Genomic DNA, 26,163 nt, shown 5'->3' with positions numbered 1-26,163 from the left:
AACGTTACAAAAAGATTTACGTTAATTGGCTACTTTATCACTCTGAAGGATTCAGGAGTCTAACGAATGGATAAAGAAGTTAAAACAGATTTTAACGAGATGAAGGAAATACTGAAAAGTTACATTGAGAAGGGGCAGTCAACAAGTTTTAGAGATATAAAAGATGAACCTTCAATAAACTTAAAACCAGCATTAGCAAATATTGCTCCACTAAAGAAAGCGAAAACTTGTGATGTACATTTCTTTGCGGTAGATTGTTCGACTAGAACCTTAAAGAGAGCAAACAATTGGGGCATATACCTCTTCCGAGTTTCATACGCTACTGTTAAAAAACGAGAAGTAGACTGGAATTTCAAAGAGAGAATCAAAACGTTGAAAGGAGATTCATATGTACGTCGCAAAATTCTACAAGAAACGAGACTTCAATTAGAGAGCGAAATGGCCTTAAGGTTACTCCATAAAGCAGATAAAAATGACTATGTTCTTCTTGATGGAGCCAGCTACTTTGGCGGTGAAAGAAAATTTAATGCCATGCTTTATGAGAAATGTGAAAGAAGAGGAATAAAACTACTAGCTATAAGTAAACAATCTCCTAAACTTCATGACGAGAAGGGGCGAGATCTTATTGCTGCGACGTACATGCTTGCCCCTCAGGGACGCTGGGTTTATTACCCTGTTAAGAAAGCTAACATTCATGAGCACCTTTACGGCGACATATCTATCATTAAGCTGTGTGAAGACAGTCCGCGAGCCTTCCGCTGTGACATAATGAGCTATTTAACCAACCACAACATACAATCACTGCTGTCACCTCTTTCTGTGATCTCCGAGGACCCTCGTTGTCTGGGCTATCCAGTGGTACTGTGGCTGGCGCACGATTTTTCGGGTGTTTCTGAGACCAAGCTACTTCAATATCACGTCCAAGTTGAAGAAGAGTTAGCCGGCGCCGGGCTTCTCGATGTACTTCGCCAAGAAGAACTTGCCTGCAATTTTGCAGACGAGCTTCATGGGGCAAAACATGCTTTCAATTGGGAGTGGATTGAGCGTGTCTAACCATTTTGGTTCCATATGCGAAGTAAAAGGTGACAAGATCTCCTTTTTCTTGAACAAGGGCACAAATCTTTGCTTTGGGCAAATAGTTCGCGTAGACTCAGGTAACAGTAGGTTTTATGCTAGAGTTGTGAATGCCCAAAGCAAGTCTACTCTTGATACTGGTGAGCAACTTCGCGAAGCAGAAGGAAAGGAAGCTTTTGGCCCTTACTCGTGTTACAAAAATATTGAGGCTATTCTTTTTCTTGAAAGAAAAGCTGGGAAGGTTCGGTCTCCGACTTTCAACCCTAACTATATGGACAAAGTCTACCCGACAACTGCAGAAGATTCAGACGTATTGAAACTTGCAGGAGAGTTGAAAATAGGGTATCTGCGTTCCGGAGAACAAACTCTCGGGATTGTAGGGATAAATGTCGATGCAATACCGCGAATGATGGGCATTTTTGGCATGACAGGCTCTGGAAAAACCAACACTGAACTAATAATAAATGCACAGTTAGTCGACCACAGTCCAAGAACTGCAGGGTTGATTTTTGACTTCGCTGGGCAATTACTGGAGGGGAAGGAGCTGAATAATAAAGGCTTATGCAATCACCCGTTCTTTCATAGTAGAGTACGATTCTATAGTACAAAAGAGGAAAAACTGCGTGTTGGTCTTCGAACACTTCGTCCTTGGAAGTTGCGTAATCTGTATCCCGATATTACCCCTCCTCAAAATCGACTTGCTGAGAAGCTATATCAGCAACTTGGAGAGGGGTGGATTGAAAAGTCAAGAGAAGAATATGAACGGAACGGGCGAACAGGTATAGCCAAAATAACAAGCGCACACAGAGAGACGATCGCTGCTTTAATGAGAAAACTCCTCTCCTTAGATTCAAGGCTTTTCCCTCCCTCTAGATACAGCTTTATTGATGATGTTATTGAAAACATAAGCCAAGGAATCACATGCCTCGTTGACATTTCAGGAATTACAATTGAGGAGCAGCATCGTGTCGTTTGTTTAACGGCGTCAGGTGTGGCAAACCATTACAAGCGCATGTGGGAAGCAAAATTCGAAGAATGGCAGAAACTGCCTACGTTATTAATAACGCTTGAGGAGGCTCATGAATTTCTAGATCCAAGCAGAGAAGGGACAATTTTCTCTGCTATCGCATTGACATATCGAAAATATCGTGTAGGATTAAACGCAGTGACGCCACGACCTTCTAGGATTAATCCCGATGTTTTTGCAGAGCTTTGGACCAAAGTTATTATGAAAACCGAGTTGAAGACTGATAGAGACTATCTTACTAGAAATACGCCGTACCTCGAGTACAGTGACACAGAAGTAAAGATGCTTGATATAGGCGAAGCATTACTAATTTCTGAGCCAAAGATTCGATTTGCAGTCCCGGTGAAGGTGACGCACTACCCAGAATACTTAGAAACTAAAGAGAAAGTTGACTACAACCTGCCTCCATCTAAACCCCTTAAAGCTATGGAGGAAAATCTGAAACGACTACGAAACGCAGCTAGGAACCTCGGCACCAGCTAGCCTTTCTGCTCAGGGCCCCTGAGAATTTTCCGCATCTCTTCTTTCAGATGGTACTTGAAAGGAATTTTGCTGGTGCTACGCTCTAAATAACCATCTTCATAAAGTTTCTTCATCAAACGCGCCGTGTGTTCTCTGCTAAGTTTTATTCGCTCCTTTATTTCCGGGGCTGTCTTTTCTCCTTCAATAGCAAGAAACTCAAGAACTGAAAGTTCAGTTGTAGTCAACGGCGCCAACGCTTTTTCTCGCTTTATTGGAATGGCTGATTCAATTTTTGTTTCCGACTCTATCTGGTGAAACCTTCGTTCCTCCATCTCATCAACTTTCTGTAGCAAGGTATCTCTCATCGACGAAACTTCAACGAACTTATCTTCCAAGGCGTCAATTCTAGTTAGCACCTTTTCCAAAGTAGGAAGGGATTTCACCTTTTTCGCAAGCGCCTGGACCTCTTTTTCCTGCTTTGCCAGTTTTTCAGTAAAAAACTCGTTATGACTAGAAAGAACATCGACCTTCCGAGCTGAAATCTCAAGCTGGTCCCCCTGTCTTTGCACCTGCCTGTTAAAACTGAAAATAACGTCGCCAATAATGCTTTTGGCTTCTACATACTTTTCATGAGCTTCACGGATGCGTTTGCTATATAGAACTGCAACTATCAAAGTGAATACTGACAAGACGCTTACAAGAATAAAGGGGTCTAACATTTTCTGACACTAACCTGTGACTTCAACGTGATTAGCTGTGACCTGTATGACATCACACCTGAAATCACAGTATTGTTGAAGGAAAACTTAAGGTTTACGGTGGGAATGACGTTGATGTGACGTCACAAATCACATCACTAAGCAGAGTTTCTTTCGTGCAAGATATGTTATTAGAAAATCAGAAAATCGTCGTTTTCGTTGGCTAATTCAAGATTGATGCTCATTTTGAGAGTGAAAATTGACTTCTCTTGAGTTTTAGTAATCTCCATAAATTGTGTGACATGTGACATCACGAACTGGGTGAAGTCCACGTTTTTGATAGTTGGTTAAGCATTGTTTCGAGTTCTTCGCGCAATATATGTATCATTTGCAGTTGTTCTTTTGCTTCTTGATGGTTACCATGGAGATCCCTGTATGCTTTTGTATATGCTTTTAATTTGTTTGCAACTTCGAGATAAGGCGTTAGGCTTGCGTCTTCGAGGATGCCAAAGTAGCCAAGAAGGAGTATCGTGTATATTGATTGTATGATGTTTTTTTTCGCTTGCTTTAGTGTTCTATTGAAGGCACCGCGGCTTATTGGTGCCTTTGTTTGCCTTAATTTGGCTTTTTCTTCGTATTTCAACGATTTGGAGGCTAAATTTTCGGCTAAAACGTCTATAAGCAGCGTTTCTAGCTGTGTTCTAGTTAAATTACTGTTTTTTGCAAGTATTTTAGCAAGCGGGTCTTCCAATGAGCGTTTCAGCCAGTTTTGAACTTTTTTTTTGAAGGACAGCATCTATACCCTAGACTTACATGTTGATTGGATACAATTTTGTATACAGGACGAATATAGTTTTTGTGGTGAAGTTAGAGTGCAAACATGCGCTTTTGAATTGACAAAGGTAAACATTTTATGCTGAGAGAATTAAAGAAAGTGAGGGGAAAACTCTTGCAAATGCGTAGAAAAAAGGCTGAGAGACTAGAGAATATTAAACCATCTGGGATTCGCCGTCTTTTTGCGCTAACTCAGAATATGCCTGACCTCATAAGCCTTGGTTTGGGAGAGCCGGACTTTACACCACCAATGCACGTCTTGGAGGCTGCTAAGCAAGCAATAATTGAAGGAAAAACGCATTACACGCCTTCAAGCGGAATTCCAGAATTGCGGGAAGCTTTGGCGAAGAAGTTCACTCGAGAATATGGGCTTTTTTATAATCCAGAAAACGAAATCTTAGTTACTGTTGGTGCAACAGAAGCAGTTTTTCTTGCCTTGTTAGCTTTCATAAATCCAGGCGATGAGGTGTTGATACCGGACCCTGGCTTTGTGTGTTATGAACCAGCAGTGTTGATTGCGGGAGGAACTCCTGTCTCAATGCCGATGCTTGAGGATGACTGTTTCAAGCCGGATATAGAGACTGTGACGTCACTTATCACGGAGAAGTCACGTGTGATTATTCTCAATTTTCCCAATAACCCTACGGGGTCTATTTTGACCTATGATGAGTTAGCTGAGTTGTCGAAGCTTGCGGTCGAAAAAGATCTAATTATTATTTCTGATGAGGTTTATGAAAAAATTATTTATGATGATGCGAAACACTATTGCTTGGCAACGTTTCCTGGTATGCGTGAGCGGACGATAGTTGTAAATTCTTTTTCTAAAACATATGCCATGACAGGTTTTCGTGTTGGATGCGCGTTAGGACACGAGGATTTAATCTCACCTATGTTGCTAACTCAGCAATTTACAGTGGCATGTGTCGATGGGCCAGCTCAATATGCTGCTACGGCGGCTTTGGAAGGCCCACAAAAGTTTGTGTCGGAAATGGTTTCTAAATTTGATAAACGACGCAGACTTGTCTATAGACGATTAGGTGAAATTGAAGGATTCAACTGTTTCCTTCCAAAAGGTGCTTTCTATGCGTTTCCGAATATTAAATCGTACAAAACAACATCTGCTGATTTTTCTGAGTTCCTATTGAAAAAGGCAAAAGTGGCTGTGACACCTGGTTCTTCGTTTGGCAAATATGGCGAAAACTATTTGCGGTTTTCATTTGCTACGGCATATGAGAAAATCAATGAGGCGCTGGATAGGATAGAGAAAGCTGTTGGGAATGCTAAAACCAGGTAATTTCGTAAGCTAGGTGTAGACAAGCAGCTTTTGACGCTTTTTGACATCATGTTCTATATGCTTATTTGTATCACGTAAACATCACATATGTGTGATTCTTGTGACATCACAGGTTTTCTGAAAGTTCCTTCAATGAAGCGTATAATTCTGGTCTTAAATCGCGAAGGGTGGGAACAAAGGCTTCTATTGGCTTTAGGTCTTCATAGTTTACGCATCCAAATGAGATGTCTTCATCATTATATTTTGATTGGGTAATTATGGTGCCACTTGGACTTATGAGACGGCTTCCTCCCCAAAATTGAAGACCATTTTCTATGCCAACGAGGTTTACGTATGCCAAGAAGCATGTGTTTTCTATTGCTCTAGCGGCTGTGAGAGTTTCGAAGAACTTTTTCCTTACAGCAGGGGAGGCCGAGATGCAGATTATGAATTTTGCTCCTTGCAGCCGCAGTGCACGTGTTACTTCTGGGAAGAATATGTCATAGCATATGATTATGCCGAGTTTTCCAATGCTTGTTTCGAAGACTGGTGTTTGATATCCTAGTCTGAAGTATCTCTTTTCTTCGAAGACACTGTGGGTTGGTAGGTGCATTTTTCTATATTTGCCGACGTAGCCTTCTGGACCTATCAGTACGGCTGTATTGTAGAGTATTGCTTTTCCTTTTTCGCTGAACTCCGGCATGCCGTAGATTGTGTAGAGACTTTCTTTTTTGGCTATTTTCTCGATTTTTTCGGTGGTAGGTCCTGGGATTTCTTCGGCGAGCTCATATGTTAGGTCTCGAGTGGTGTAGCCAGTCAGGGACATTTCAGGGAAAATAATGATAGCGGCTTTTTGCTTTCTGGCTTGTTGGGCATATTTTGCCATTTTGTTGATGTTGTGTTGTTTGTTTCCGATTTGGCATGGGAATTGTGCGAGGGCTACTTTGAATTCTTCCTTCATGTTATACTACCTCCGTTACGCGGGTGAGTCTGAAGTCGGCGTTTATAGTTCGATATTGGAGTTTTGTTGTTAGGGGCATCTGTCTTTTATGCTCTGTTTGTAGCCATCTTTTTTTAACGGTTGCGATTGTTTTGGCGGGTAGATGTAGTTGTGTTGCTATTGATTTGGTGGGCATGAAGTGTTCTAGGCCGTAGAGGATTAGGTCGAGGATTTCATATTTTAGGCCGATTTCTTCTTCTGCGGTTTGGTTTGGCCAGAGGGCTGGGGTTGATGGCTTTTTTGCTATTGCTGGTGGTATGTCTAGATGGAGGGCGAGTTGCCGGACTTGTGTTTTGTATAGATCCATGATGGGGGAGATGTCTGCGGCTGCGTCTCCCCATTTGGTGTAGTAGCCTATCATTGTTTCGCTTTTGTCGCTGCTGCCTGCAACGATGCGGTTTTGGTGGTTGGCATAGTAGTACCAGATAAGCATGCGGGTTCGAGCCTTGAGGTTACCTCGGCTAAGTTTGTCTTTTAGGTTGTAGTCTGGGATGGTTTTGTATAGAATGTTTAGAGTTTGGGTGAGATCGATGGTTTTCAGTTTGAATTTGAATTTCTCAGCGAGGAGCTTTACGTGTTTGTGGTCGGTTTTGTTGTAGGTTTCCTTTTCTGGCATGTATAAGCCCAAGACTTTGTTAGGGCCTATGGCTTTTGTGGCTAGGGCGGCTGTGGTGGCGCTGTCTATTCCTCCTGAGATGCCTAGGACTATCCCTTTTGTTTTGGTTTTATTTATGTAATCCTTGATGAAGCGTGTGATTTTCTGTTGCGTGGTTGCTGGGTTGATTTGGAGTAGTTTGTTTGTTAGTTTCATGACGCGGGTTTCCTTTCTGTCTGTTTGGTGTTGGTTGCTTTTATCTTTAAAGGATTGAGAACTGTGTATGCGCTTCTCAGATCTCTATAGATTCTGTTTGGGCCCAGGCAGGCATCCGTCAGGTTTAAAATATGAGTAGAGACATAAGGCAAAACGCTTTTAGATATGTTGCGGTCTTTCTGACCTTGTTGGTGCCGGGGTGGCAGAGCGGTAATGCGCCGGCCTCGAGATCCATAGTGTTTAGAAGTGGGCTAGTCAGCCGGTGGGTCTTTGACCCTCAGGGGTTCAAATCCTCTCCCCGGCGCCAAAATTCAAACACCAGTGCTAGTGACTGGATATCTACAACTTTCAAAAGGGCATAAGGGACAGATAGCCGCTGATACGAGCGAAATTAAGTGGTAGAGCGTGGATTCTTTCCTTCAGCACAAGGTTCCGATAAGGTTGATGACTCTTTTTACAATCGTAGGTGCATTGGGCCTATTTTTCTTGTTATATCAAAAGCGCCCATTGATATTCTATGTTGCAAATGGCCTGATAATGTCCTATTGTTGATGGGTTGGCCGTATTTACCTTTAAAGGATGAATTTGAACATGGAGTGCACTTTTTCTGGGGTCTCTATTTTCTTTTCACAATCTCTGGGTGACAGTCACAGTGTTTCTCACTTTTGTGAAATATGAGGGCGCTTCTGGCTTTCATCTTTCAGAAACCTTCTGGTACGCCCTTGTGTACGGTATACTCTTCGCCTTCTATAAGCTTGAAACCGCAAAGCCCTTGTAGTATTTCATGTTTTCTATCGCTGTTTTTTTGGAATTTTCAAACCACCATGTTAGCATTTCAAGCTGCAGGGGTGCAGTGTAACCTAACGTGGAAATGATAAGACACAGACTAGAAACAAAAACGGTAATGGCTGCAAACTCGTGTGCTCCTTCAATTCAATTGTTTCCTCCATACGTGCCATATTGGAATACGGTTGCCTATGTTATTAAAAGAGAGTTTAGAAAGCTCTTTACCTTTAAGGAACGCTTATAAGAATCAAAGGCCAGCATTTGATGATAAGATTTTGGAGTACCGCAAGACCTGTTCAACGAATATGAACCTCGCTCAAACCGCCTTTCACTTATAACAGTGGCAGTGATTGCCCTCATAGTAGTCGCCGGTATTGTTGGAAGCATCTACACATACCAACTATGCTCAGGTAGAGTTAGAGAGTTAGAAAATAAAGTTGCAACCCTTCAAACCCAAATCTCCGCCATGACAGAGGCTCTAGGAAGCTATAACCAAACCAGCGTAGGAAACATATCGCTTTCCGAGCTCTACGATGGCATCAAAGACTCTGTAGTTTTGATTCGTGGGCAAACAGCTCACGGGGAGGTGGCAGGCTCAGGGTTTGTCTATAATTATTCAAGTGATTTCTTTTCAGGTCCAATTGTGATCACGAACTACCATGTAGTTCAAGGTACAACGAGCCGTTCCGTCACTTTCACAAATGGCCATGCATATTCTGCCAGTGTTCTTGGCTCAGATGTTTATGTTGACCTTGCTGTTCTCTCCGTTGGCGGTGCTTCTCCAGAAGAATTCAAACCTCTTCCTATAGTCAGCTCCTCGCTGGTCAGAGTGGGCGATTTCGTAATAGCCATAGGTAATCCTTATGAGCTAATCGGCTCCATGACAACTGGCATCGTTAGCCAGCTTGGAAGAGCAATTCCTGAAGAGCTTGCAGGCGGGTATTCTATTGCTAATGTCATACAAATTAGTGCTCCTATCAATCCGGGTAACTCCGGCGGTCCACTGTTGAACTCTAAAGGTCAAGTGGTGGGCGTTACATTTGCCATAATCGAAAACTCGACAGGAGTAGGCTTTGCCATACCCTCTAATGCAATCCTCCGCGAGATTGCTTGGCTTGTGAATGGTACCAGTTATCCACATTCTTGGATAGGAGTGATGGGAATGGATATGACCTATGAGTTTGCTCAGGAGATGGGCACCTCAACCACTTATGGATGGTTAATACTGGATGTGATATCTCACAGTCCAGCCGCAAAATATGAGTTAAAAGCTGATGACATAATCCTCGCCATGAACGACACACAAATAATAAACGGCGACGAAATTTCCAGCTACCTTGAAGAACATACGTTGCCAGGCCAAACGACCAACATAACGGTGGAAAGAGGCGGTTCTGAAATGATTATTCTTTTGGTGCTTGGAACTCGCCCACCACCAAGCTGAAAAAAGAGATGACAATAAATCTTCTAAGTTCAACGTTTAGTGCCGCTTCATAGCGGCGTTTTTCCGACAGGTTTCCGTTTCAACTCAGTTCCGCAAATTTCGCAACGTTTATGCTGATAATCTGCTGGGTATTTGTGGTGGCATGCGGGGCAGTAAAGCGTCCAGCGGAAGCGGTAGCGTATTCCAAAGGTCAATAACGGCGTGAATTTAATGCCTACTTGGTTGGCCACGTTTTGTATGGAGTAGTCGTCTGTGACGATTTGAGGGTTGTAGCCCATGTCTTTCAGTTCTAATGCCAATGCTAAGACTTGTTGATCTGCGTCTGAGAGGAAGAGCAGGTCGCCAACGGCTTTTGATGACGCCTTAATCCTTTTAACATAGTCTGCTCGGGGTGTTTTGACTTTCAGCTTTCCGTTTTCAAGGGCAGCAATAAATCGGGTCCAGGGTAGCGAGTCAGTAATAAGTTCGTGTTCAACTTCTGGCACTGAATATTGAATGTCTTGGATGGAGAGTGGTTCGAATCCAGCTATGAAGGCCGAAGTGTCTAAGACGATTGTTTTTTGTTTGTCAATTTTTGTCAGCATCGTCCTCCCTTCGGATATAACAGCCGATTCTTTAGCCGCCGATAGAATTCCTCTTTGAAGCGAATAAACGAAGTTACATTATCCGACTTCGTAATCGTTAAATGAGGGGTTCGTTTCTCAACGAGTTTCCGATAGTGTCCATCAACCACAACTAATACTGTATGTGGCTTCTCTATTTCTATTGTAAGTGTGCTGTTTTCGGAGAAAACGATTGGCGGGAACGGTACTAATGGACATACTGGCGTAAGGACAAAGACGTTGGTCTCGGGGTCTAAAACTGGTCCCCCTGCTGCTATTGAATAGCCTGTTGAACCAGTCGGTGATGCAACCAGAATGCCATCTGCTTGACAATCCAAAATCCGGTCGCCGTCTTTCCAGAGATTTGCATACAACAACTTGACAGGTGCGTCTGCAGAAATAAAAACTTCGTTTAGCGCATCTGGCAGTACTTCACCTTCGACAGAAGCTGCCAACTTTTTGCAGCGTTCAAGTATAAACTTTTCTTCAAAGATCTTTTCCACTGCGGATACTGCATCTTCGGGGGATACTTCAGCCAGGAAGCCTCGCTCACCCATGTTGATGGCGAGGATTGGAGGTTCAGGCTTCGGGATGTGAATGCAGGTTCTTAGTATGGTTCCATCGCCGCCTATAGTGATGATGAAATCTGGTTTCCATTCTTTGAGGGGCGTAGCTATGTCCGTTTTATTGATTTGCTCAGCGATTTCAGGATCCACAACGATGTCTAGCCCTTTCTCTTCTAGATGATTCAGCAGTTTTATGACTAGGGCTAATGCTTTTTTCTTGTCGTTTCGCGCCGTCAAGCCCACACTTTTGAACGCCATTGCAATCGCATCTAAAGCCTTTGCAGTAACCTTAATCTATTTATTTTAGTTGTTAAACATTGCTGTATATTGGTTGCTGATATAGATGAGCAAACCTGTTGATGTTGGGACTCTTCGCGTCGGTAGATATGTGATTGTTGATAACGAGCCGTGCCGTGTTGTAAGCCTTACAAAGTCCAAACCTGGCAAGCACGGCGCTGCTAAGGCGAGAGTTGTTGCTATAGGAGTTTTCGACGGCACCAAAAGAACTTTCGTTAAGCCCATAAGCGCGCAAATGGAGATGCCCTTGATTGAGAAGAGGAGTGGCCAAATTCTCGCTCTGTTGCCAGCTGCCATTCAGATAATGGACCTGGAAAACTACGAAGTTTTTGAGGCAGCGTACCCTGGCGAGGAAGAACTAAAACAGAAGTTAGTGTCTGGCATCGATGTCGAGTACTGGCGCATCTTAGGAAGAACCAAAATAATGCGAACTAAGGGATAACTGCATCTATTACTTTCTTCAATAGCTTTTTCTAAAGAAGTTGAAACCGTTGAAAAACGTAACTCAGATACGACTTAAGCGTGGAATAACCGTCGCCCAATTGATTAGAGCCATGGATAACTGTGGAGTTTTAGGTGCTGGAAAACTAGGGAAGGCAGCGAGGCTTGTCACAGGAATGTTCAAGAACCCAGACTACACCGTCTTTTTAACCTTAGCCGGGGCACTTGTTCCCGGCGGCTTGAGAAACATAATTGCTCAACTCATCGAGAGCGGCCATGTAAACGTGATTGTGACCACTGGTGCTAACATGGTTCATGACATGGTTGAAGCTTTAGGCTACAGGCACAAGGTAGGCACGTTCAGAGCTGAAGATGAACAACTAAAGAGAGAAGATATTGGTAGAATAGGCGACATTTACGTAGAACACAGAGCCTTTAAAGACTTGGAGAAATGGCTTTATCAGCTTCTTGAAGAAATACCAGAGCAGAGACGTCTACGGATTTCTCCTTCCGATCTGCTTTTCGAAATTGGGAAACGGGTAGCCGACCAAAACTCTATTTTAGCGACGGCTGCAAGAAAAAACGTGCCAGTAATTTGCCCAGGCCTACCAGATTCGATAGTAGGATTCCAGCTTTGGATCTATGGGCAGGACAAGAAACTAGTTCTCGATCCTCTTGGCGACGTGTCTAAGCTTGTGGATGAGGTTTATGAGGCTAAAAAATCAGGCATCATAATTCTAGGCGGTGGATTGCCAAAGCATTTTGCTTTATTTGCCAATACTTTCCGTGAGGGAGTAGATGCGGCAGTTCAGATTACTATGGATAGGCCTGAGCCAGGCGGCTTAAGCGGTGCATCTTTGGAGGAGGCCATTAGCTGGAGCAAGGTCAAATCTGAAGAGAATACCGTTACAGTTATCTGTGATGCCACAATCGCTTTTCCGCTTATTGTTGCGGCTGCTTTGGAAGAGTTATAGCTTTCCCACCAATCCCAACCTGCTTTTTCAAGGGCGACGTACAATATGGCGAGTGTTATACCCCACAGAAACGCTGTCACGGCTAAAACTTAGCGGGGCATTGACTTGGCTAAGAGTAGCCCATGCAGTAATTCCGAAGACTCCTACGTGTATGAAGACAAAAACGAAAAAGTAGATAACGGTTTTTATTGTCAACCTGAACAAGTCTCCTAACCATCGTATCTAAAACGTATCGATTGTTGAAGTTTTCCGTAGGCTGCATCGAAAGAATCGGAGATGCTTGACCTAAATATACTCTTCAACTGTTCTTATTCAATTTTTATTTCGTAACCTTTCTTTCTAGGCAATCGAACCTCTAGTATTCCCTTCTTGAATTTTGCCTCTTGCTTCTCCATGTCCACAGGCACCGGGATGTGCGTTTGACAATTGAAAGTGGAGAATTCGCCTTTCTGATGCGCGCGCGCGCATATGCCTAAGTATTCTATGTGCCTGAACTTGAATTTTTGACTCAAAGCTAAACGTGGGCTAATCCCAGAGACTTTAAAAGCTTACTAGAGATACTGGGAGTAAACGAAGTGACTTGGAAATGGCTGAAGTTGAGATGATCTGGGATCTCTCACAACTTGTTAAGAACATTGACACAGCTTCAATTCGAGAAGAACTTGAGTCCATGGTTGCTGAAGCTGAAGAAATGAGAAAGGAATATCGTAGTAGAATCGAGAATCTTGATGCACAGGGGCTCCTGAAATTTTTGGAAATGAAGGACGCATACACCCTGAAATTCGAAGGAGTGACACGGTATTGTCGTCTAATGTATTCCGCTGACACCACTGACAGCGTGGCCAAACGGCTCAACGATGCGGTGCTCAAAGCATCCACGAAAGTTGGTCAGGCATTGGCGTTCATAGAGATTGAGTTGGGCAAGCTCCTTGCCAAGAAGACATCATTAGTGGAGAGCCCAGTACTGGCAGAGTACAAACATTATCTTGAAAGAATCCTGAGAATGGTGCCTCATTTGCTCTCAGAGACTGAGGAGCGTTTGATAATTGTCAAAGACAGGAACGGGATTAATTCTTGGGAGAAACTTCAAATTGATTGGCTTTCTACTAGAACCTTCGACATAGAAATCGAAGGGAAGAAGAAGACACTTCCATATGGCGAAATTATAGGCTTGTACGAGAGTCCGAATCGTGACCTTCGAAAGAGAGCAAACCAGATAGTTTACGAAAATCTTTGGAAGGATGATATTATTTGGGCTAGCGCTATCCGCGCGGTATGTGAAGATCACATGCAAATGTGTAAACTGAGGAAATATCCTACTCCAATAACTCGAAGCTTGATTGACAACGATGTTGACCAACAAACTATTGATAGCCTAATGAGAACCATTGAAAAGAACGTAGAATTATACAGAGAATATCTTCGGCTAAAGGCTAGGCTCATGGGTCTGGAAAAAATAGCTAACTACGATCTAGTTGCTCCTCTACCTAAAGCCTTAGAAACGGACTACAGCTGGAAGGAATCCCGACAGGAAATAGTAGACGCCTATATGGGGTTTGATGAGGAGATTGGGGTTTGGGTTGATGAGATGTTCCAGAAAAGGCACATTGACGGAAAAATACGGAAAGGTAAAGAATCGGGAGCCTTCTGTGCTTCTTGGCTCGCTGGAAAGAGTGCCTACATTCTCCAAAGTTTCAACGGAAAGATGGGCGACGTCTACACGTCGGCACACGAACTTGGTCATGCTATCCACGCATATCTCGGTTCAAGAGCCCAGAAGCCAAGTAACTACGAGATAGGTAGTTGCATTGCGGAAACTGGAAGCACATTCGGTGAACTGCTCTTAACTGAAAGGTTACTCTCTAAAGCAAAGTCAAAAGAGGAGAAACAGGTGATTCTCGCCCACATACTCGACGAGTTTGGCATGGCAGCTTTCCAAGTTTCGGGACGACTATTCTTTGAGCAAAGCATGTATGACGCCATAGAACGAGGTGAGTTCCTAGATGGAGAAACCATAGCCAAGTTATGGGTGGCGGCACGAGACAAAATCTACGGGGACTCAGTTGATTGGCTAAAAGTGATGAAATGGGAGTGGACGATGAAACCCCACTATTACATGGCGAACTATCGTTTCTACAACTATCCATACGTCTATGCTCAGCTATTCGTATTTGCCCTCTACAGAATCTACAAAGAAGAAGGAAAATTTTTTGTCCCCAAATTAAAGAGGATCTTGGCTGCAGGCTCCAGCAAGTCTCCTCGTGAACTTGCTGCTGAATTAGACTTTGACATTACCAAAGAGACATTTTGGGAGAAAGGAATGCAGCAAGCTAAAGAATTCATTAGTATGCTAGAAGAAACACTCTAGGAACATCAAATGGACACAATCATTCAACTGTTCTCGCGTACGTGGAGAGGGCCTAATTAGACGTGTATAAGGCCTTCTGGAAAGCTCCAAATCCTATTTAAGCATGCACCAGTTTTAAGGATAAAGTGAGAAGTATGGCGTTAGAACATCTTGGCTCATCTATTCATGGTGCTTTAAGAAAGGTTTTTAGAGCCGCTGTCGTGGACGAAGCAACAGTGAAGGAACTTGTCCGCGACATTCAAAGAGCGCTTTTACAGGCTGATGTAAACGTACAGTTAGTTCTCAGCATATCAAAACGAATTGAAGATAGAGCTTTGAAAGAAGAGCTTCCCCCAGGTATCTCCCGAAAAGAACACGTAGTGAAAGTTGTTTATGAAGAAATAACCCGTTTTCTCGGAGAGAAGCCTGTCCCATTAAAGATTGAGCCGGGCAAACGCCGTATTATTATGCTTGTCGGTATTCAGGGCTCAGGAAAGACTACCGCCTCTGCTAAGCTCGCTCGATATATGCAAAAAAGAGGTTTGAAACCCGCCTTAGTATGTGTGGACACGTTCAGACCTGGTGCCTTCGACCAATTAAAGCAACTAGCCAGCCGAATAAACATTCCCGTGTACGGCGACCCAAAATCAAAAAACACAATCAACATTGCTCGGAAAGGATTGAAAGAATTTCAAAACCGGGACTTTGTTATTATTGACACGTCAGGACGCCACAAAGAAGAGAAAAGCCTTATCAAAGAGATGAAACAGCTAGAGAAAGCCATTAAACCAGACGAGGTAATGCTTGTTATAGATGGCACTATGGGGCAGCAAGCTGCGATTCAAGCCAAGGCGTTCCACGAAGCCACTCCAATAGGCTCAATTTTGATATCTAAATTGGACGGCTCTGCTCGTGGAGGCGGCGCACTGTCGGCAGTTGCGACCATAGGTTCTCCAATCAAATTCATCAGCACCGGTGAGAAAATCGGAGATATCGAAGCCTTTGTGCCCTCCCGCTTCGTTGGGCGTCTCTTGGGGATGGGAGACCTAGAAAGTCTCATAGAAAAAGTCCGAGAAGCTGAAATCAAAATTCCAGAGAAAAAAGCTAAACAGATACTCAGCGGCAAATTCTCCCTCACCGATATGTACCAGCAATTCGAAGCCATGAAAGGAATGGGCACCTTTAAACGTCTCTTAAAAATGTTACCTGGCATGTCCTATAACATTCCAGACGACATGATTGACATGGCTCAAGATCGACTGGAAAGATGGCGTGTCATCATTCAGTCAATGACTCCGAAAGAGCGGGGAACCCCGAAAATCTTGTCTTCTTCTCGTATACGTCGGGTCGCGAGAGGATCGGGGACTTCGGAGAAAGAGGTTAAGGAGCTTTTGCAGCAGTACAATATGATGCGGCGAATGATGAAGCAACTGCGACGTAAAAAGCTTCCTTTCTTGACTGGAAAGAAACTTCCAAAGGGCTTCAGGTAGGCAGCAACACCAATGGGGATCCTGGAAAAAGCCATGCAAATGCTAACAGAGCATCCTCTTTGTAACCATTGCTTAGGCCGACAATTTGCCCTCCTTGGATACGGCGCAGAGAATATGAGCCGCGGCAAAGCAATTAAGCTGCTACTTACTATGAGGGGGCATCAGCTTACACTTTCTGAAGGCAAAACTGGTATTGCTCTGTTGAAGACAGTTGCCTCTAATGGTTCTTTTGAAATGGCTCGTGACATTTTAAAACGCTTCAACAAACGCGCACCAGCAAAGAGGGCATGTTGCCTCTGTGATGGCAGGTTCGAATGCATCAATGCCTTAGTGAAAAAAGCTGTGAATGAATTAGAGAATTATGAGTTTGCCACTTTTTTGGTTGGTGTAGAATTATCGCTTGAAGTGGCGGAGCGAGAAGACGAGTTTAAAGCCAACTTCAATGTGACTCATGGCGAAAGCATGAAAAGCCAATTCAGCCGCGATATCGGAAAAGAAATCTGTGAAATAACCCACAGAGACGTTGACTATGGAAAACCTGACATAGTTGTGCTTGTGAATCCCTTTACAAACTGTATTAGGCTGCAGATAAATTCTCTTTTTATTGCTGGTAGATACAAAAAACTTGTCCGTGGCATTCCCCAATCGCGGTGGTTGTGCGGAAAATGTAATGGAAGAGGCTGCGAGAGTTGCAACTGGACCGGCAAAAAATATCAAGAATCCGTTGAAGAGTTAATCGGCATTCCAATGTTAGAACTGGCAGAGGGCCAAGAAATTGCTTTTCACGGTGCTGGCAGAGAAGATATCGATGCTCGTATGCTTGGTTCTGGGCGCCCTTTCGTCCTAGAGGTTAAGGAACCCAAGAAACGTTTTATAGACTTACAGAGACTTGGGCATGCAATAAACGAGCGCGCAAGAGGAAAAGTTGAGGTGCACAACCTTCGTTTTGCTGATAAAGATGTGGTAAGGCGGGTTAAGAAGGCAGAAGCAGCCGAGAAAGTTTATTGTGTGATAATGGAGTTTAGCCGTAATGTTTCTGGCGAGGAGTTGGAAGATGTGGAGAGAATGCTTTCTAATGTTACTGTTCGCCAGCAGACGCCTCAACGCGTTTTACACCGTCGTGCCGATTTGATACGGGAAAAGTACATATATAAGGCAAAGGTAAAAAGGTTGGCACATAACCGCGCGGAAATGCAAATCCGTTGTCAAGGAGGCCTCTATATAAAGGAATTAGTTACTGGGGATGAGGGTCGTACAAAGCCCAGCGTTGCAAGCATCTTAGACATCAAAGCTACACCTCTTCAATTAGACGTATTAAGCGTGGTTGCAGGAGAAGAAAAATGAAGTCAAAAGGCTACCGTCGCAGAACCCGTTCGTTGCTGAGAAAAAAAGCAAGAGAAAAAGGAAAGGTAGGTCTAAGCAAGATACTTAGGGAATACAAGCCTGGTGACCGGGTGGTTGTGAAGCTAAACCCAAGCGTTCACAAAGGTATGCCTCACCGCCGTTTTCATGGGAAAATCGGGATCATCGAGGATAAGAGCGGGCAAGCCTACGTGGTGAATGTTACCCAAGGCAAAGCAGTCAAAGAAATAATAGTTAGACCGGAACATCTTGAACCCTTCGGAGTAACTAAGGGAGAATAGAAGAATGCCTAGAAAAGCGTTGAAAGAAAAGATGTTAACTGTGCCAGAAGTTAAGCAACTATTGGAATCCATCGGCGAAGAGAATCTGGACCAGTTTCAACGCCGAGCCCTGGACTACACAGCTAAGTTTAGCAAAATAGACGCAAAATTCGCTAAAAGGCTTGTGAAAGGCTTGGTGGAAAAGTTTGAGCTTGACGAAGAGGAAGCAGTGCAGATGGTTAATTGCATGCCAGAAAGTATCGAGGAGATTCGTGTTTTTTTGGCGGGTGGCCGAAAAATTGTGGAAACTCAAAAATTGGAAAACATTTTAACATTCCTGAATCAGTATAGAAAAAAGGAATAATAGCTTTCACAATATAATAGCATATTATCTCGGTTTGAAGGGGCGAGAGAAGAGAGTATGGAGAAGAGATACGAAGAACACGCCTACGTACTGGATTTTCTACCCCACGGTCGCGCTGGCATGAGACCTGGATACCGAGCAGGGGCAGTTATCCAAGTGATAGGCGAAGATTTCTTCACCCTCTTAGAAGCTATAGTGAAAGAAGGTCTAGCTCTCAAGCCTCAGGACCGAGTTTATGTTGGAAAAGACAAAAGAAAGGAAATCACATACATAATTGGCCGCGTCAGCTTCGACGATTTAACCGCAAACGCCAGGATGGAACTGCCAAACGTAATTGAAAAAATCGTTTCAACGCGGGAGAGTTGGGTCGTCAACTTTTTCAATACTACTCAGGCCTTAACTCCGCGAATGCACTCAATGGAACTCGTTCCCGGCATTGGCAAGAAGTACATGTGGCAAATTATTAACGAGCGTGAGCGAAAGCCCTTTGAAAGTTTCGAAGACCTGCAAAAGCGTACTAACATACCTGATCCAGCCAAACTGGTTACTAAACGTATCGTTGAAGAATTAGCTGGAGGAAGCAAATACCGGCTGTTTACTCGGGCACCCTAGTGGAACATTCATGGACCTCTACCAAAAAGCAAAGTATCTTATGCGTACTTACAAAATTTTTCCAAAGAAGCGCTTAGGTCAAAATTTCATGGTTGACAGTCATGTTTTGCAACTTATGAGTTCGTATGCGGCTGTGGGACAGGCAGATGTAGTTCTGGAGGTTGGCGCGGGGTTTGGCTTTCTTACATGTTTTCTCTCTCAGAAGGCAAGGAAGGTTATAGCTGTTGAAGCCGATGCCTGTTTGATAGCGGTTTTGCAGAATGAGCTTAGTGAGTTCAAAAATGTAGAGGTAGTAAAAGGCGACATTCTTAAGGTCACCTTACCCTCTTTCGATAAGATAGTTTCCAATCCGCCCTTCTCGATCTCCTCACCACTGCTTTTCTGGCTTCTTAACAAAACTTTTGACTGTGCCGTTTTGACCTTCCAAAAAGAATTTGCAAATCGTCTCAAGGCACCAATAGCCAGCAAGGACTACAGTCGCCTGACAGTCTACATGTCTTACCACGCTGAAGTAGAACTGTTGGACCTTATACCCAAAACAGCGTTTTATCCTCCACCCGACGTAGACGCTGTCATAGTGCGGTTGAAACCCAAGAGATGCCCCCCCTTCAAAGTAGAAGACGAGAAAGTCTTCGATGAAGTCGTACGAACTCTATTTACGCAACGCAATAGAAAAGTCCGAAAGGCCGTTCTGCCGCTTCTTCATAAGTATGGATTGAAGAGCCCAGCGGCTGTAAGGAAAGCTGACATTTTGCCTTTTCGTGACAAACGTGTTCGAGAGTTGGCGCCTGAAGATTTTGGAGCGTTAGCGAATGAACTTTCGGTCTAGAAAGGTCTTTTTTGAGGAATACATTTTTGTCGTTCCTGACGATGTATACCTGCCTTCAGAAGACACTTTTCTTCTAGCTCGGAATCTGTCGGTGGTCGAAGATGGGCGTGTCTTAGACATGGGTACCGGCTGTGGCATTCTAGCTGTGTTAGTTGCTGAGAAGGCGAGCAAGGTGATTGCAGTGGACGTCAACCCTCACGCTGTGGCCTGTGCACGAAAAAACGTTGAGCTGAACGAGGTTGTGGCGAAAATTGAAATACGTCAGGGAGACCTTTTCGACGCGATTGAAGGTGACGAAAGATTCGACTTAATTCTCTTCAACGCGCCATATCTACCAGTTGAGCCAGATGAAGGAAAAAGTTGGATTGAAAAGGCTTGGGCAGGCGGAAAGACAGGACGAACGGTTATTGACCGATTTATCCGAAAATCTTCGAGACACCTAATGGAAAATGGTCGTATTCTGTTGGTCCAGTCAAGTCTTTCAAACATGGAAGAGACGTTAAAAAGGTTCTTGCAACACAAACTACGATCAAAAATAGTTGATGAGGAAAAATTGGCTTTTGAGAAAATTGTATTAATCGAAGCTAAACGGGGACTCTAAAAATCTAAGAAGCAGAGTCCATTATGTTCTTTTCTTTTTTTGGTACTTTTCTGCACATTTTTCGCAGCAGAACACGCATTCTTTACCGTCGCTGACATGTGTGTAAATTGCAAACTCGCATTTATCTCCCGTTATCTTCATGTTGCACTCCGCACATTGTACGAATTTAGTCACTTTTCGTTTGCCTCCTGCTTTTTTGATAGTCTTTTATGGCTTCATGCAGTGCATCTGCTGCAAGGTTTGAGCAGTGCATCTTTATTGGTGGAAGACCCCCTAGGCTGTCTGCCACGTGGCTTCGGGTGATTTTCATCGCTTCTTCCAACGTCTTGCCCTTGGCTAGCTCGGTTATCATGCTGCTTGTAGCGACTGCTGCGCCGCAACCGAAGGTTTTGAATTTGATGTCCGCGATGCGGTTGTCCTTGACTTTGATGTATATAGTCATCATGTCGCCGCACACCGGGTTCCCAACCGTGCCTACCCCGTCAGCGTCTAGGATTTCTCCTACGTTTCGAGGGTTTCTGAAATGTTCCATTACTTGTTCGCTATACACTTTTTCTCAACTCTTTCGGCGTTAATGGTGACATAGCACGCAGCTTTTTAACTATATCGGGTAGCAACTCCACCACGTAATCTACGTCTTCTTCAGTGTTTTGCTTGCCCAACGAAAACAGCAATGAGCCATGAGCTTCCTCATGTTTTAGCCCGATAGCTCGCAGCACGTGAGACGGCTCCAGTGTCTTAGCGGTACACGCTGACCCAGAAGATGCTGCCACACCAGCCATGTCCAAGTTGAGGAGCATCGATTCGCCTTCAATGAAGCTGAATCTCACGGCTATGTTGTTGGGCAACCGTTTCGACGGATGGCCATTTAGAAAAGAGTACGGAATGTTTTCTAAGAGTCCTTTGATAAACTTGTCTCGTAGCTTAATCAGCCTTTGGCTTTCTACTTCCATTTCCCTCTTCGCTAGCTCCGCGGCTTTTCCCATACCCACAATGCTTGGAGAGTTTTCTGTGCCAGATCTTAATCCGCGTTCTTGCCCTCCTCCATAGATAAATGGCTCCAACCGTGTGCCTTTCTTTATGTAAAGTGCGCCAATTCCTTTCGGTCCATACATGTCGTTTGAAGACAAAGTCAACAAGTCAACGTCATCTTTTTGCACGTCTATTGCAACCTGTCCTATCGCAGCGGTAGCATCCACGTGTAAATAGGCATTTTTGTTGTGCACGATTTTGCTTACCTCCTCAATGGGTTCGATTGTTCCAATTTCTCCGTTCGCATACATGACCGAAACAAGAATTGTTTCATCAGTCAGTTCCTTCTTTAAGGCTTCGAGGTCAACTATACCATATTTATCAACTGGCAGAAAGGACACTTTGAACCCTTGTTTCATCAGATGTTTGCAGACGTTTATCACTGACATGTGTTCTATGCTGGTAGTTATAATGTGCTTTCCACGCTCTTTGTTTCTCGCCGCTACTCCCATGATTGCCAAATTGTTGCTCTCAGTGGCGCATGATGTAAACACAATTCCACTTTTTTCTGCGCCAATCAGATTGGCAACTTTTTCCCGAGCGCTCTCAAGCCCTTTCCTCGTTTCTTGGGCAAAGGAGTGCAGTGAAGATGGGTTTGCGTATAACCTTTCAAAGTATGGGTTCATGGCATCAATGACACGAGGGTCAACAGGCATGCCTGCAGTGTTGTCCATGTAAACTTTTCTCATCATAAAACCCTCTTATCTCCCCTTTTTAATCAAGAAGTAAAGCTTGTTTCCTTCTTTCCTTCTTTCCAAGATTTCATGGCCTAGGCGTCTGGTTAAGCTTTCTATGTCTCCCTCTGCTGCCGGGTCGTCTGCCCAAATTCCTAAAGTTTCGCCCACTTCCATCTTATCTAATTCTATTCGCGTTCTATAAACTGGCTCTGGACAGAAGAGTCCTAGACAATCTAATGCTCTGTCAACTTTCATATCCTTCGTCAAGGCTTTTCCCAAGTTCTCTCTGCTGAGGGTTAAGAAAAGGTTTGCTATAATTAGGTATAAAGCAACCGCGGAGGAATTTTAAGCAGCTTTGCATCTAGCAGCAGCCTTTTACCTAGTTTCTATTTCCATGGCGACGCCATGCTTCACTAAAACTTTAGCGTTTTCAATAGGCAACGTCGCTACATCTTCCACTGAGAAGGGACCATAAATTTTCAAATCTGCACCCACAACGGCTGGGACTTCTTTTAAAAATCGTAGAAGCATCCTTTTTGGCAACTCACCTTTTTCTTCGACCTTCGAAATCTTTCCCCGCAAAGAGTCTTTCAAAAAAGATTGAAAATTCTCTAGCGAAGGTTTCATCCCAAGAAATATTCTTTCTTCCTCAAATGTTAGTTCTTCTTTCTTCACGGTCTTTGCAGACGTTGCGTGATCAACTATTTTCTTGAAACGAAGTCTGACAAGTTCTTTCATCAACCGTTTAACGTTTGACAGCTCTTGTGAAATCAACTTTGCTTTGGCAGATTTTTGATCCAGCATTCGTCCCTCTCGTCGAATTCGGCCCACATACTCTGCTGTTCTGGAGTAGAAATCTTTAGGAAGCCTCTGCAACTCTGCACTTTGCTTCTCTTTCAACCAAGCATCATAAAGCATATCATACATGACTATTTCACCACTTTTGCTACACCTTTGCAGAGTAGAAACAAGGCTGCTGCGGTGGGCAACTCCACACGCGAATCGTTCTTGAACGGTCCATGAAGTGTATCTCCTATCCGAAACCTGGGTGCTTCAACAACATCAACAACCACCTGTCCTTCTTTAAAGGCTACTGCCTCTTTCAAGGGATCAAACTTGTCAAAGCTACCGAGAGGTGCTTCAACTTTCATAAACCCTGTCTTCCCATGTAGACTTCCAGTCAGCCGAATCAACCGATGAATATCAGTTGTGACCACCGTGTCAATTCTGGCTGATTGCTGGATCACAATCCATTGGATAATTTTTTTCCAGTTTTGGGGCCCTACACCTTTTACAGTGATCCATCCTCTACGCTTCAAGCTTTCTCGAAGTTTTTCCTTATTTTTGATTAAGAAGTCAATGCGCCGTTTGCTTAAGCTTATAGTCTCTATTTTACTGCGCGATTGTTCTGCTAGAAACACGTCGATTCCCTTGGCGATGCGACCTCTCCAACCTTTCAAGTTAGGTCCAACAACAATTCTATTTTTATACTTATCTATCAACCTGTGCAATTCTACTTTGAAGCCTAACCCGATAACATAATCCACTATTTCTTTGCGCGCCATAGAATCAAGCAAACGAATATTTTCGTTTTCTACATGCACGTGATAGCCGCGATTTCCGCTAAAATAAACCTTTATTTCGTCCTCTGCAAAGCCCAAGTCTTTCATCAACATTTCCAAGAGCTTGATTGTCTCTCTTTTGGCGGATTCTAAACACTCGTCGCACATCCAAGTGTTGGTGTTAAATTTTGCTTCGTCGCAAGCGGGACATTTTTCAGGAGAAGGCCCCTTACCAGCAAAACCACAATGGCTACAGACCCATGTGTCGTGAACTTTGCCGCATGGCGTAGGAATGTGGTCCGCGTCGATGTCAAACACTAAATCTGCCCCCAGCCAGCCTTTTTCGTCCATCTCAGCCTCAGGTCGTTCATAATAAGCGCTAGAGTAGTAAGCATTTGAAGGAACGATTGTACTCAAGGAATGTTTGAGGTTGTCTATGCTTCTAAAGCTCTTGTGCCTAAGCATAGTTTTTCCCTCGAACAAAAGGAAGCCGAACTCACGTTTTTCCAAAGATGTGGGGGGTTGAATGTTTGAAAAGTGCTTTTGGTAATATTCAAAGAATTTGTTTCGAGCGAAATGTTGCAAGACACGCTTCTCCTTGAACTACTTTAATGAATTAGATAAGAGTTCGATAATAAGGATATTGAGGCTTCCCGTTGGCGCACCAAAAAATGGTAACCATAGTTTTTAAATCCTGAAAACACCTAAACCTACAATATATGCACAAGTATGTCTCGTTTTATTAAGGAGGGTGTCTAGGGTCCAGGTAATAAAGACGTTATTCGCGAAGGGGCAGGTCCTTAGAAATCGTCTAGCCTTGATGATCTTCTTTTATACTGTTGCGATAAGTGTTGTAACCATTTTGAGGCACAATTCTTTATTCTCACACGCTTGGGATCTTGGTATATTCAATCAAGTATTCTGGTCTACAGTTCATGGGCGCTTTTTTTACTATACTGTGGAGCCTTGGTTTGGTCAATGTTTTTTTGCAGTCCACTTCTCACCGATCCTCATTTTTATTGTACCTATTTATGCAATTTGGCCTCATCCTGAAACACTTCTGGTGCTGCAGAGTTTCATAATAGCCCTAGGCGTCGTACCTCTATACCTTTTGGCGAAAGTCAAACTCGGTGAGCGATTAGCATTCATACTTTCGTTGTCTTATTTGACAAATCCCTTGATCTTGGGGGCTAACCTATTTGATTTCCACTTTGAGGCTTTCATGCCTATCACTCTTCTAGCGACTGTGTACTTTTTAAGAAAGAGAAACCTGAAATTCTATAGTCTTTCGATGCTTCTTTCACTTATGGTGCATGAGTATATGGCCTTCTTAATGGTTCTAATAATATTGTTTGAAACAATTATGGAAATTAAAGCGAAAGAAAAGTTGAGAAAGATCGCTCCGTATGTGATTCTCACAGTTGTTTCATCTATTTTGTGGTTATTCTTGGCCTCTACTGTGCATTCTTATCTTAGGCAACCGGAGACTCAATCGATGACTGTCTTGGCGCCGTTGTTAGAGGATGTCAGTCGCCCACTTCAGTTGTTCAACTACTTGGGGTACAATACACTCATAAAGCTCTTATATTTGACGCTGTTGCTGGCACCCTTATTATTCACTCCTCTTTTTTCTCCGTACATCTCGTTGAGTGTGCCTTGGCTTCTTTTTATATTCATGTTGAATTATAGTCCGTACTATGAGATTGGTTATCAATACTCATTGGTCATAGTCCCTTTTGTATATCTTTCCTCAATAGAAGGCATAAAGAGACTATTACGCTTGAAGCCCTCCAGGATCCATGTCTTTTCCAGACTGCTGCTTTTTCTTGCCTTGGCTTCGCTTGTGATTGGTGTAGCGCGGATCCAGCCTATAGTGCTCAATACGGAGAAAACCAATGCTGCTCATGAAATTATGCTATTGATACCGGAAAACGCGTCAGTTTTAGCTACAAATAACCTTTTCCCTTTTATATCAAACAGATTTGATGCTTGGGTTCTACCATTCAGTTATGACGAACCCTATCCCATGCATTATACTGGTATTTCCGACGTGTGGAAAGAGTATGCACTTATCATTTTGAGCGAAAATGATCCAGATTTTGTGCTTCTGGATTTAAGAACTGAAGGTGCCCAGAACATGAAGTTAATAGCCTCTGAGTTGCTAGCGAGAAGCAGTTATGGAACCTATGCGTATGCTGAAGATATCTTGTTGCTTAGAAGAGACTATAGGAATGAACCATTAATCTTCGTTCCATTGAAATCTAGTTTTAATTATGAGACATTGGCTCTTTATGATGGTTCAATAATTGCGGAAACAGCGTCGAAGTATGGCAAAGTCTTGGTTCACACTACTGAAGATCTTAGCAACGTTACTTTTTGGGGTGGACCAGATTACGCAGTTCCTCCTGGGCGATATGAAGTGATTTTTAGATTAAGGTTGACTGGGGCTTCTCAAGATGTTAGCGTGGTGACTCTTGCCGTAACTGCGGATGGAGGGGCAACTCTCCTTAACTCAACAGTTTTAGATGTCGGCGACTTTGAAGGCTCAGGGACTTGGGAAGAGTTTACTCTAAGCTTTCAAACGGAATTGCCCTTAAGTGTTGAGTTCAAAGGGGCGCAAGTTAATAATGCTGCTAATCTGTATTTAGATTACATAAGGGTTGTTCAATTGGGCCCCAAGATTAGTTAAGTAGAAATTCGAAACGTGACCAATGCTGCAATTTAATTACTCAAGTTAG

At 43.5% G+C, this 26,163-nt stretch carries 27 protein-coding genes and 1 tRNA gene; 16 read left to right on the top strand and 12 right to left on the bottom strand.

Annotated elements, in window-relative coordinates; all coding sequences use genetic code 11:
- Window positions 1-66: 66 nt before the first annotated feature.
- Together NWE91_04855 and NWE91_04850 are read left to right on the top strand one after the other, a co-directional pair.
- The gene (locus NWE91_04855) at window positions 67-1,053 is read left to right on the top strand and encodes a DNA double-strand break repair nuclease NurA (protein ID MCW3985720.1); all 987 of its coding nucleotides are present in this window, start codon (window positions 67-69) and stop codon (window positions 1,051-1,053) included.
- A complete protein-coding gene (locus NWE91_04850; GenBank protein MCW3985719.1) occupies window positions 1,046-2,584 on the top strand; it encodes an ATP-binding protein in 1,539 nt (512 codons plus the stop codon). The genes NWE91_04855 and NWE91_04850 overlap by 8 nt, the downstream gene beginning before the upstream one ends.
- On the opposite strand, the gene NWE91_04845 is transcribed toward NWE91_04850, so the two are convergent.
- Window positions 2,581-3,282, bottom strand: coding sequence for a MarR family transcriptional regulator (locus NWE91_04845; protein MCW3985718.1), 702 nt, complete (start codon window positions 3,280-3,282; stop codon window positions 2,581-2,583). The two genes, NWE91_04850 and NWE91_04845, sit on opposite strands and share 4 nt — an antisense overlap.
- A gap of 289 nt (window positions 3,283-3,571) precedes the next feature.
- Entirely contained in the window at window positions 3,572-4,012 is a 441-nt protein-coding gene (locus NWE91_04840; protein ID MCW3985717.1) for a hypothetical protein, read from the bottom strand.
- A 204-nt stretch (window positions 4,013-4,216) separates the two neighbouring features.
- Between NWE91_04840 and NWE91_04835 the strand changes: the two genes are divergently transcribed.
- A complete protein-coding gene (locus tag NWE91_04835; protein ID MCW3985716.1) occupies window positions 4,217-5,389 on the top strand; it encodes a pyridoxal phosphate-dependent aminotransferase in 1,173 nt (390 codons plus the stop codon).
- 106 nt (window positions 5,390-5,495) lie between these two features.
- Here NWE91_04835 and NWE91_04830 read toward each other — a convergent pair whose 3' ends face one another.
- Entirely contained in the window at window positions 5,496-6,329 is an 834-nt protein-coding gene (locus tag NWE91_04830) for a carbon-nitrogen hydrolase family protein (GenBank protein ID MCW3985715.1), read from the bottom strand.
- Window position 6,330: 1 nt separating this feature from the next.
- Entirely contained in the window at window positions 6,331-7,179 is an 849-nt protein-coding gene (locus tag NWE91_04825; protein MCW3985714.1) for an NAD+ synthase, read from the bottom strand.
- 193 nt (window positions 7,180-7,372) lie between these two features.
- On the opposite strand from NWE91_04825, the gene NWE91_04820 reads away from it, so the two are divergent.
- Window positions 7,373-7,486: transfer RNA gene (locus tag NWE91_04820), tRNA-Ser, on the top strand.
- An 825-nt stretch (window positions 7,487-8,311) separates the two neighbouring features.
- Window positions 8,312-9,409, top strand: a complete 1,098-nt coding sequence (locus NWE91_04815; GenBank protein MCW3985713.1) for a trypsin-like peptidase domain-containing protein — start codon at window positions 8,312-8,314, stop codon at window positions 9,407-9,409.
- Window positions 9,410-9,456: 47 nt separating this feature from the next.
- On the opposite strand, the gene NWE91_04810 is transcribed toward NWE91_04815, so the two are convergent.
- Window positions 9,457-9,993, bottom strand: a complete 537-nt coding sequence (locus tag NWE91_04810) for a ribonuclease VapC (GenBank protein MCW3985712.1) — start codon at window positions 9,991-9,993, stop codon at window positions 9,457-9,459.
- Complete coding sequence (locus NWE91_04805; GenBank protein MCW3985711.1) at window positions 9,987-10,835, bottom strand: NAD(+)/NADH kinase; 849 nt, start codon at window positions 10,833-10,835, stop codon at window positions 9,987-9,989. The genes NWE91_04810 and NWE91_04805 overlap by 7 nt, the downstream gene beginning before the upstream one ends.
- 85 nt (window positions 10,836-10,920) lie before the next feature.
- Between NWE91_04805 and NWE91_04800 the strand changes: the two genes are divergently transcribed.
- Together NWE91_04800 and NWE91_04795 are read left to right on the top strand one after the other, a co-directional pair.
- Window positions 10,921-11,316, top strand: coding sequence for a translation initiation factor IF-5A (locus NWE91_04800; GenBank protein ID MCW3985710.1), 396 nt, complete (start codon window positions 10,921-10,923; stop codon window positions 11,314-11,316).
- 49 nt (window positions 11,317-11,365) lie between these two features.
- Window positions 11,366-12,289, top strand: coding sequence for a deoxyhypusine synthase (locus NWE91_04795; GenBank protein MCW3985709.1), 924 nt, complete (start codon window positions 11,366-11,368; stop codon window positions 12,287-12,289).
- A 308-nt stretch (window positions 12,290-12,597) separates the two neighbouring features.
- Here the strand turns inward: NWE91_04795 and NWE91_04790 are convergent, their stop codons facing one another.
- A complete protein-coding gene (locus NWE91_04790; GenBank protein MCW3985708.1) occupies window positions 12,598-12,801 on the bottom strand; it encodes a hypothetical protein in 204 nt (67 codons plus the stop codon).
- Between the two features lie 74 nt (window positions 12,802-12,875).
- Between NWE91_04790 and NWE91_04785 the strand changes: the two genes are divergently transcribed.
- From NWE91_04785 to NWE91_04750, 8 genes are all read left to right on the top strand, one after another.
- Window positions 12,876-14,657 (top strand): M3 family oligoendopeptidase, encoded by a 1,782-nt coding sequence (locus NWE91_04785; GenBank protein ID MCW3985707.1) that lies wholly within the window; start codon window positions 12,876-12,878, stop codon window positions 14,655-14,657.
- A 134-nt stretch (window positions 14,658-14,791) separates the two neighbouring features.
- Window positions 14,792-16,126 carry a signal recognition particle protein Srp54 gene (locus NWE91_04780; GenBank protein MCW3985706.1) on the top strand — a complete coding sequence of 445 codons (1,335 nt, stop codon included), beginning with the start codon at window positions 14,792-14,794 and terminating at the stop codon, window positions 16,124-16,126.
- 12 nt (window positions 16,127-16,138) lie between these two features.
- Window positions 16,139-17,470: a tRNA pseudouridine(54/55) synthase Pus10 gene (locus NWE91_04775; protein ID MCW3985705.1), complete on the top strand. Its 1,332-nt coding sequence runs from the start codon at window positions 16,139-16,141 to the stop codon at window positions 17,468-17,470.
- The gene (locus tag NWE91_04770; GenBank protein MCW3985704.1) at window positions 17,467-17,769 is read left to right on the top strand and encodes a 50S ribosomal protein L21e; all 303 of its coding nucleotides are present in this window, start codon (window positions 17,467-17,469) and stop codon (window positions 17,767-17,769) included. Before NWE91_04775 ends, NWE91_04770 begins: the two co-directional genes overlap by 4 nt.
- A gap of 4 nt (window positions 17,770-17,773) precedes the next feature.
- Window positions 17,774-18,112 carry an RNA polymerase Rpb4 gene (locus tag NWE91_04765; protein MCW3985703.1) on the top strand — a complete coding sequence of 113 codons (339 nt, stop codon included), beginning with the start codon at window positions 17,774-17,776 and terminating at the stop codon, window positions 18,110-18,112.
- Window positions 18,113-18,169: 57 nt separating this feature from the next.
- A complete protein-coding gene (locus NWE91_04760) occupies window positions 18,170-18,724 on the top strand; it encodes a DUF655 domain-containing protein (GenBank protein ID MCW3985702.1) in 555 nt (184 codons plus the stop codon).
- Between the two features lie 10 nt (window positions 18,725-18,734).
- Window positions 18,735-19,553, top strand: coding sequence for a 16S rRNA (adenine(1518)-N(6)/adenine(1519)-N(6))-dimethyltransferase RsmA (gene rsmA, locus NWE91_04755; protein MCW3985701.1), 819 nt, complete (start codon window positions 18,735-18,737; stop codon window positions 19,551-19,553).
- Window positions 19,537-20,154: a class I SAM-dependent methyltransferase gene (locus NWE91_04750; protein MCW3985700.1), complete on the top strand. Its 618-nt coding sequence runs from the start codon at window positions 19,537-19,539 to the stop codon at window positions 20,152-20,154. The genes rsmA and NWE91_04750 overlap by 17 nt, the downstream gene beginning before the upstream one ends.
- 166 nt (window positions 20,155-20,320) lie before the next feature.
- Here NWE91_04750 and nifU read toward each other — a convergent pair whose 3' ends face one another.
- From nifU to NWE91_04725, 5 genes are all read right to left on the bottom strand, one after another.
- Entirely contained in the window at window positions 20,321-20,704 is a 384-nt protein-coding gene (nifU, locus tag NWE91_04745; protein MCW3985699.1) for a Fe-S cluster assembly scaffold protein NifU, read from the bottom strand.
- On the bottom strand, window positions 20,697-21,875 hold the full coding sequence (gene nifS, locus NWE91_04740) for a cysteine desulfurase NifS (protein MCW3985698.1): 1,179 nt from the start codon (window positions 21,873-21,875) through the stop codon (window positions 20,697-20,699). Before nifS ends, nifU begins: the two co-directional genes overlap by 8 nt.
- 12 nt (window positions 21,876-21,887) lie before the next feature.
- Complete coding sequence (locus NWE91_04735; protein MCW3985697.1) at window positions 21,888-22,142, bottom strand: sulfurtransferase TusA family protein; 255 nt, start codon at window positions 22,140-22,142, stop codon at window positions 21,888-21,890.
- A 96-nt stretch (window positions 22,143-22,238) separates the two neighbouring features.
- Entirely contained in the window at window positions 22,239-22,790 is a 552-nt protein-coding gene (locus NWE91_04730) for a hypothetical protein (protein MCW3985696.1), read from the bottom strand.
- Window positions 22,791-22,792: 2 nt separating this feature from the next.
- Entirely contained in the window at window positions 22,793-24,010 is a 1,218-nt protein-coding gene (locus tag NWE91_04725; protein MCW3985695.1) for a DNA primase small subunit PriS, read from the bottom strand.
- 235 nt (window positions 24,011-24,245) lie between these two features.
- Between NWE91_04725 and NWE91_04720 the strand changes: the two genes are divergently transcribed.
- Window positions 24,246-26,114 (top strand): DUF2079 domain-containing protein, encoded by a 1,869-nt coding sequence (locus NWE91_04720; protein MCW3985694.1) that lies wholly within the window; start codon window positions 24,246-24,248, stop codon window positions 26,112-26,114.
- The last annotated feature ends 49 nt before the right edge of the window (window positions 26,115-26,163 follow it).

Source organism: Candidatus Bathyarchaeota archaeon (assembly GCA_026014805.1).
Classification (GTDB): Archaea; Thermoproteota; Bathyarchaeia; order Bathyarchaeales; family SOJC01; genus JAGLZW01.
The sequence above is the reverse complement of the archived record's forward strand: the minus strand, read 5'-3'. Positions and strand labels throughout refer to the sequence as shown.